At 73.8% G+C, this 6,214-nt stretch carries 5 protein-coding genes; 2 read left to right on the top strand and 3 right to left on the bottom strand.

The window, feature by feature from the left end:
- The 3 genes from A7B18_RS16175 to A7B18_RS16165 form a co-directional block, all read right to left on the bottom strand.
- A partial coding sequence (locus A7B18_RS16175; protein ID WP_219722146.1) for a hypothetical protein occupies window positions 1-917 on the bottom strand: 917 nt, incomplete at its 3' end.
- 50 nt (window positions 918-967) lie between these two features.
- Window positions 968-2,545 carry an RNA polymerase sigma factor RpoD gene (gene rpoD / locus A7B18_RS16170; RefSeq protein ID WP_180970199.1) on the bottom strand — a complete coding sequence of 526 codons (1,578 nt, stop codon included), beginning with the start codon at window positions 2,543-2,545 and terminating at the stop codon, window positions 968-970.
- A 187-nt stretch (window positions 2,546-2,732) separates the two neighbouring features.
- On the bottom strand, window positions 2,733-3,929 hold the full coding sequence (locus A7B18_RS16165) for a methyltransferase (protein WP_180970198.1): 1,197 nt from the start codon (window positions 3,927-3,929) through the stop codon (window positions 2,733-2,735).
- A gap of 366 nt (window positions 3,930-4,295) precedes the next feature.
- On the opposite strand from A7B18_RS16165, the gene A7B18_RS16160 reads away from it, so the two are divergent.
- A complete protein-coding gene (locus A7B18_RS16160; protein WP_180970197.1) occupies window positions 4,296-5,420 on the top strand; it encodes a ScyD/ScyE family protein in 1,125 nt (374 codons plus the stop codon).
- 48 nt (window positions 5,421-5,468) lie between these two features.
- Window positions 5,469-6,131: a ribonuclease HII gene (locus A7B18_RS16155; RefSeq protein WP_102127728.1), complete on the top strand. Its 663-nt coding sequence runs from the start codon at window positions 5,469-5,471 to the stop codon at window positions 6,129-6,131.
- Window positions 6,132-6,214 lie beyond the last annotated feature (83 nt).

Below are 6,214 nucleotides of genomic sequence, written 5' to 3'. Positions count from 1 at the left end.
AGCAGCAGGCCGAGGAGGGCGGCGACCTCCCACCACCGGACGCGCAGGGGACCCGCCCGCACCCGTCCGCCCATCCGCCACAGCGCGAAGGCCAGCGACAGGATGAAGAGCAGGCCGCCGAGGAGCACGAGGTCGGTGCCCGTCGTCGTCGGGGCGCCGCGGGCGGCGGCGGGGGGCACGGTCCGCGGTCTTCCCGGCAGGGCGCCCCGGGGCGGGATGGGTGCCACCTCCTGCCGCTCCTGCACCGTGGTCGGGGGCGGCGTCCGGGTCGCCTCCCGCCTGCCGCCTGCCCCCGGCAGGGCGAGGGTGAGCAGGCCCACCACCGCCGCCGCGAGCAGACCGGCGCCCAGGACCCTCCCCGCCGCCCACCCGCCGCCGCCGAGCCGCAGGGGGGGCCGTTCCTCCGCGCCGGACGCGCCCAGCAGGACCAGCGGCAACGCGAGCACGCCCAGCGCCAGACCCAGCGGCGACATCGGCCCGAGCAGGGGCCCGAGGAGCAGGAGCGCGGCGAGGCCGCCCAGCCCCCTCATTGTCCTTCCCCCTTCCAGCTCGGCCAGCGTCAGGGAGATCAGGACTACGCCGCCGAGCACGGTCAGAACCAGGCGGGTAAAGGCCAGCGCTCCCTCCGGCCCGAGCAGGCCCGGCAGCAGCGGCACCACCCCCACGCCGCCCCCCAGCAGCAGGAGCGGCACCCGCACCGTCCGCGCGTCCTCCTCCCGCCGGGTCAGGGCGAGGGCCAAGGCGAAGCCGAGCACCGCCCACCACGGCAGCCACGCGGCGCCCACGATAGGCACGAGGACGAGCAGCGTGGTGCGGTCGGCCCACCAGGGGCGGCGCGGGGGGGTGGAGGCGGGCGCGGCTTCGATGCCTGCCAGGCTAGCGTGCCCGGCGGGAGGGTGGGACGACCTGGGGCACACAGCAAAAAAGCCCCCACCACGCGGGCGGGGGTCTGCGGTCTGCCGGACGCTCAGTCGAGGAAGTCGCGCAGCTTGCGGGTGCGGCTCTCGTGGTACTTGAGCTTGCGCAGCGCCTTGTTCTCGATCTGGCGGATGCGCTCGCGGGTCACGTTGAAGCGCTGGCCGACCTCTTCGAGCGTGTGCTCGCGGCCATCGACCAGCCCCTTGCGGAACTTCAGCACCAAGGCCTCGCGCTCGGTGAGCTTGGAGAGGGCCTTTTCCAGCTCCTCGGAGAGCAGCGTCTTGGCGGCGTTGTCCACCGGGGAGTCGAGGTTCTCGTCGGGGATGAAGTCGCCGTAAAAGGAGTCCTTCTCGTCGCCGATGGGGGTCTCCAGCGAGACGGGCTCCTGGGAGACCTTCTGCACCTCCTCGACCTTGTTCGCGTCCCAGCCGGGACCCATCGCCTCGGCGATCTCCTCGTAGGTGGCCTCGCGCGAGAGTTCCTGCTGGAGCTGCCGCGCCGTGCGGGTGAGCTTGTTGATCGTCTCGACCATGTGCACCGGGATACGGATGGTGCGGGCCTGGTCGGCGATGGCCCTGTTGATCGCCTGGCGAATCCACCACGTCGCGTAGGTCGAGAACTTGTAGCGGCGGCGGTACTCGAACTTCTCGACCGCGCGGATCAGGCCCTGGTTGCCCTCTTGAATCAGGTCGAGAAAGCCCAGCCCGCGCCCGGTGTACTTCTTGGCGATGGAGACGACCAGGCGGAGGTTGGCCTCGATCAGGCCCTGGCGGGCGGCGGCGCCGTCCTCAGTCTGGCGCATCAGGCGGCGGCGGGCCCGGTCGTCGAGGTCGGGCTCCTCCTCCAGCGTCTTGCGCGCCTCCTCGCCCTCCTCGATGCGGCGGGCCAGCGCGATTTCCTCCTCCAGGGTGAGCAGGGGCACGCGCCCGATCTCGTGCAGGTACTGCCGCACGGGGTCGTTGGAGACGGCGCGCGGCATGTCGTCGAAGTAGCGCTCCTCCTCGTCGGCGCCCTCGGCGGGCCCGGCGGCGGCGACCTCCTCCCCCTCCTCCAGCTCCTCGTCCTCGTCGTCGAGGTCTTGCACCTCGATGCTCTGGGCGGCGAGGAAGAGTTGCAGGTCCTCGAAGGCCTCCGCGCTCTCGGGGTCGAGCCCGCTCGCCTCCAGCGCGACCGAGAGGGCCGCGGCGATCTCCTCGCTCGACAGCACGCCCGCCGCGCGGCCCGCCTTCAGGAGTTCCTGGATGCTGGGGTGCGCGTAGTACGGCTTCTCGGCGGGGCCCCCCTTGGGGGCCGCTTTGGCGGGCGCGGCGGCCTTGCCTCCCGCCTTCTTCGCCGGGGCGGCCTTGGCGGCGGGCGCGGCGGCGGTGTCCTCGGGGGCCGGTGGGTCGCCCACGGGCCCTTCCCCCTCTTCCGCCGGGTCGGCGGGCGGCGCCGCGGTCTTTTTCGGGGCGGCCTTGGCTTTGGGGGCCGCTTTGAGCGCCGGGGTGGCAGGCGTCTGGGCCCCGTCGTCGGCGGACAGCGGGGACTGGACGTGTTCGGCGGGCGCGTCTTCGGTCACGGGGGCGCCGCCCTGGGCGGGGGGCGGGGTGACCTTGCTGCGGGCGCGGGCGCGGGTGGGTTCTGCCATGCGTGCTCCTGTGGCTCTTGAGTGCGAACTGCTCGTGTGCGTCGGCACGGGGGCCGGGGCCGGAACGCGTCAGTCTAGCAAACACCCTTTCCGAATTCGGACCTGCCTCACCTTCGGGCGCGGGCCGGGGGCGACGGGTAGGCGGGCAGGAACAGGAATACGTGGCCCCCGCCCGGGGGGTTCCCGCCTACCCCGCCCGCGTCACGGCCAGGACCTTGAAGCCCCCCTCCCGCGCGAGTTCGCGCCCCTCGCCGAGCGCCCGCAGCGGCGCCTCGTACGGCAGCGGCTCGTTGGCGACGAGGAAGAGCGACCCGCCCGGGTTCAACCGTCGCCCGGCGGCGGCGATGAATTCGCGCGCCACGTCGAGCACCACGCCGCGCCCAACGTGGAAGGGCGGGTTGGTGAGCACCACGTCGAAGGTGCGCTCCCCGAGTTCGGCGTCCACGTCGCTGTGGATCACCTCGCCCGTGAGGCCGTTTTCGGCCAGCGTCGCCGCCGCGCTGCGCACGCTCTGGAGGTCGCCGTCCACCAGGGTCACCGCCGCCCCCCGGCTCGCCGCCCACGCCCCGATCAACCCGGTGCCGCAGCCCAGGTCGAGCACCCGTTTGCCCGCAAGATCGAGCCCCCCGAGCGCCCCGAGGAGCATCGAGGTCGCCTTGTCGGGGCGCCCCGCGCTGAAGACGCCCGGCAGGCCGACGACCCGCACGCCGAAGGCCTCGTACCGCTCGGGCTCGGGCGGGGCGGGGGTGGGGGCGGGCCGCCGCACGAGGCGGGCGACGCGCATCCCCTCGTCGCGGGCGACGGTCTCTCCCGTGCCGAAGGCCTTGCCCGCGGCGCGCACGTAGCGGTCGAATCCCTTGTCGCGGTCCCCGGCGAGGTAAAGGGTGCCCCCCGGCGGGGTGCAGGCGTGCGCCCACGACACCTGGGCGAGGGCATAGGCGTTCCCCCGGTCCCCCGCGAGCACGAGGGCCACCGTCCTCGCCCGCTCGGGCCAGCGTTCCCGCAGGTCGTCGCCCGGCACGGCGGCGAGGGGGTCGAGGCCCGCCGCCCGCAGCGCGCTCAGGGCCGGGGCCGAGCCCTCCACCGCGCGCAGGGTCACGCCGGGCAAAGACGCGAGGAGGCCGCCCATCGCCGTGAGGTCGAGCACGTCGCCGCGCACCCGGCCTTTGCGCATCGTCACGGCGAGGAGCGCCTGGGCCGCGTCCACCTCGGGGCACCCGCGCACCCCCGGCTTGGTGAGGGCGTGCAGGCCGCCTAGCCGCTCCGGGAGGAGGGCGGGCCGCACGTCGAAGTACGTCCCGGCTTCCGCCTGGGAGGGCGGCGCCCCCTGACCCGCGCCCGCCGGACGCTGGAACCTGATCTTTTGCCGCCTGCCCCCCGTCACCCTGCCCCCCTTACCATGTCACCGTCACGCCCCACCGTCTATCACAGGCCGGGGAGAAAGGCCCACCCGCCCGCCCGGCCCGGGCGACCTCCATGAAGGCGCCCTGACGCAACCCCCATGTGAACTGACCGGGCGGCCCTTACCTTGAGGGTGTCTCAAAATTCAACCGACCGGGTGAAGTCGGTGTTGGCGCCCCGCTTCGAAGGCGGGGCTTAACTCTGTCCTCCTCCCTTTCGGAGCAGACGTTAAACGTCGAATGAATGGACCTTGGGCGCCCGGAGGATAAAGATTCCCTCAACGCGTGTGATCTGGCTTGGTGTCCTGTTCGGCGGGTGTGGTCGCTCGCCGTAGGGAATGGAGGCTCGTATGCGCTCATCTTCGGCCCGCAGGTTCTCCGCCCGCTCCCCACTCGCCGCCCTCGTGCTGGGGGGACTCCTCGTGGGGTGTACCCAGGCCCCCACCGCGCAGACGCCGCCGAGGCTGGTGGCGAGCGGCCTGAACGGTCCGCAGGGGGTCTACGTCGCCGGGGACGGCAGCGTGTGGGTCAGCGAGGACGGCCTGGGCGGGAACACGACCTTCACGGCGGTGGGGCCCGGGGGCCCGGCCCAGGCCAACTACGGCGACACGGCGCGGGTGGTGCGGGTGGCTCCGGACGGCACCCAGAGTGTCGTGGCGTCCAACCCGTCGGTCAACGTCCCCGGCATCGGCCCGACGGGGGGCGGCAAGATCGCCGTGATCGGATCGAACGTCTACGTCGGCAACGGGGTCTGGAACGCCGCCTTCTCGGTCCCCCGACCCGCGAAGGTGGCCGCGGTGCTGCGCGTCGGGGAAGGCGGGTCGCAGGAGGTCGCCAACATCTTCGCCTTCGAGGCGGCCACCAACCCCGACGGGGTGCCCCCCGAGCAGGGCGGCATCGACACCCACCCCTACGGGCTGACGGCGGGGCCGGACGGCCAGCTCTACGTGGCCGACGCGGGGGCCAACGCCCTGTTCAGGGTCGATCCGGCGTCGGGTGCGGTGAGCCTCGTCGCCTCGCTCGCGGGCCTCACGGGGACGGGCGCGCAGTCGGTGCCGACCGGGGTGACGTTCGGGAATGACGGGAGCCTCTACGTCTCGCTGCTCAGCGGCGGGCCCTTCCCCTCCGGCGCGGCGCGGGTCGTGAGGGTCTCGGGCGGCGCGGTGAGCGACTTCGCCACCGGGATGACCATGCTGACCGACGTGGAGCGCGGGCCGGACGGCAAACTCTACGCGGTGTCCTTCGGACGCTTCGACGCCTCTTCAGGCGGCAACCCCTTCGTCGCCAACGCGGGCTCGGTGATCCGGCTGGGGACGAACGGCGACCGGGAAACGGTGCTGAGCGGCCTGAACTACCCCACCTCCATCGCCTTTAACGCAGACGGGGACGCCTTCGTGGCCGAGAACGGCGTCGGCGCCCCCGGCAGCGGTCGGGTGATGCGCTACACGGGCCTGACGCGCTACGCCGCCCAGTAGACCCGGCCCGGTCCATTCGGCAGGAGGGGCGGTGCTACGCTGCCCCCCATGCCCGCCCCGAGCGTCACCCCCGACTGGTCCTTCGAGCGCGAGCACTGGCGCCGGGGGTACTTCCGGGTCGCCGGGGTGGACGAGGCCGGGCGCGGCGCCTGGGCGGGCCCGGTGACGGTCGCGGCGGTGATCCTGCCTGGGGGGGCGACCGAGCTGCCGTTCCGGGACAGCAAACAGCTTCCCGCGCATGAGCGAACGGCCCTGGCGGCGGACGTCCGGCGGGTGGCGCTCGCCTGGGCCGTCGAGCACGCCTGGCCGGAGGAGATCGACCGGCTCAACATCCTGGGCGCGACGCACGCCGCCGCCGGGCGGGCCCTCGCGCGCCTCGACCCGCCCCCCCAGGCCCTCATCACCGACTACCTGCGTCTGAGCACGCCCCTGCCCCTCCTCTGGCCGCCCCGCGCCGACGCCCTGAGCTACACCGTCGCGGCGGCGAGCCTCCTCGCCAAGACGGAGCGCGACCGTCTGATGGCCGAGCTCGACGCCGAGCACCCCGGCTACGGGTTCGCGGGGCACAAGGGGTACGGTGCCCCCGCCCACCGCGCCGCGCTGGAGCGGCTGGGGGTGAGCCCGCAGCACCGCCGCAGCTTCGCGCCGGTCGCCCGGCGGCTGGGCGGGGAGGCGGCCCTCCCCGGCACGGACGGCGACCGCCTGCCTTGAGCGGGCCTTCATCCACCTCGGGTCTACGGTGACTTGTCTCACATCCCGCAGAGTTGGGACCCGCCGCCTTTCACAGTGGGCCC

Origin of the sequence: Deinococcus planocerae (genome assembly GCF_002869765.1) — a bacterium.
GTDB classification, from domain to species: domain Bacteria; phylum Deinococcota; class Deinococci; order Deinococcales; family Deinococcaceae; genus Deinococcus; species Deinococcus planocerae.
Note: the sequence above shows the minus strand (reverse complement) of the source record. Positions and strands in the feature narration are given on the sequence as shown.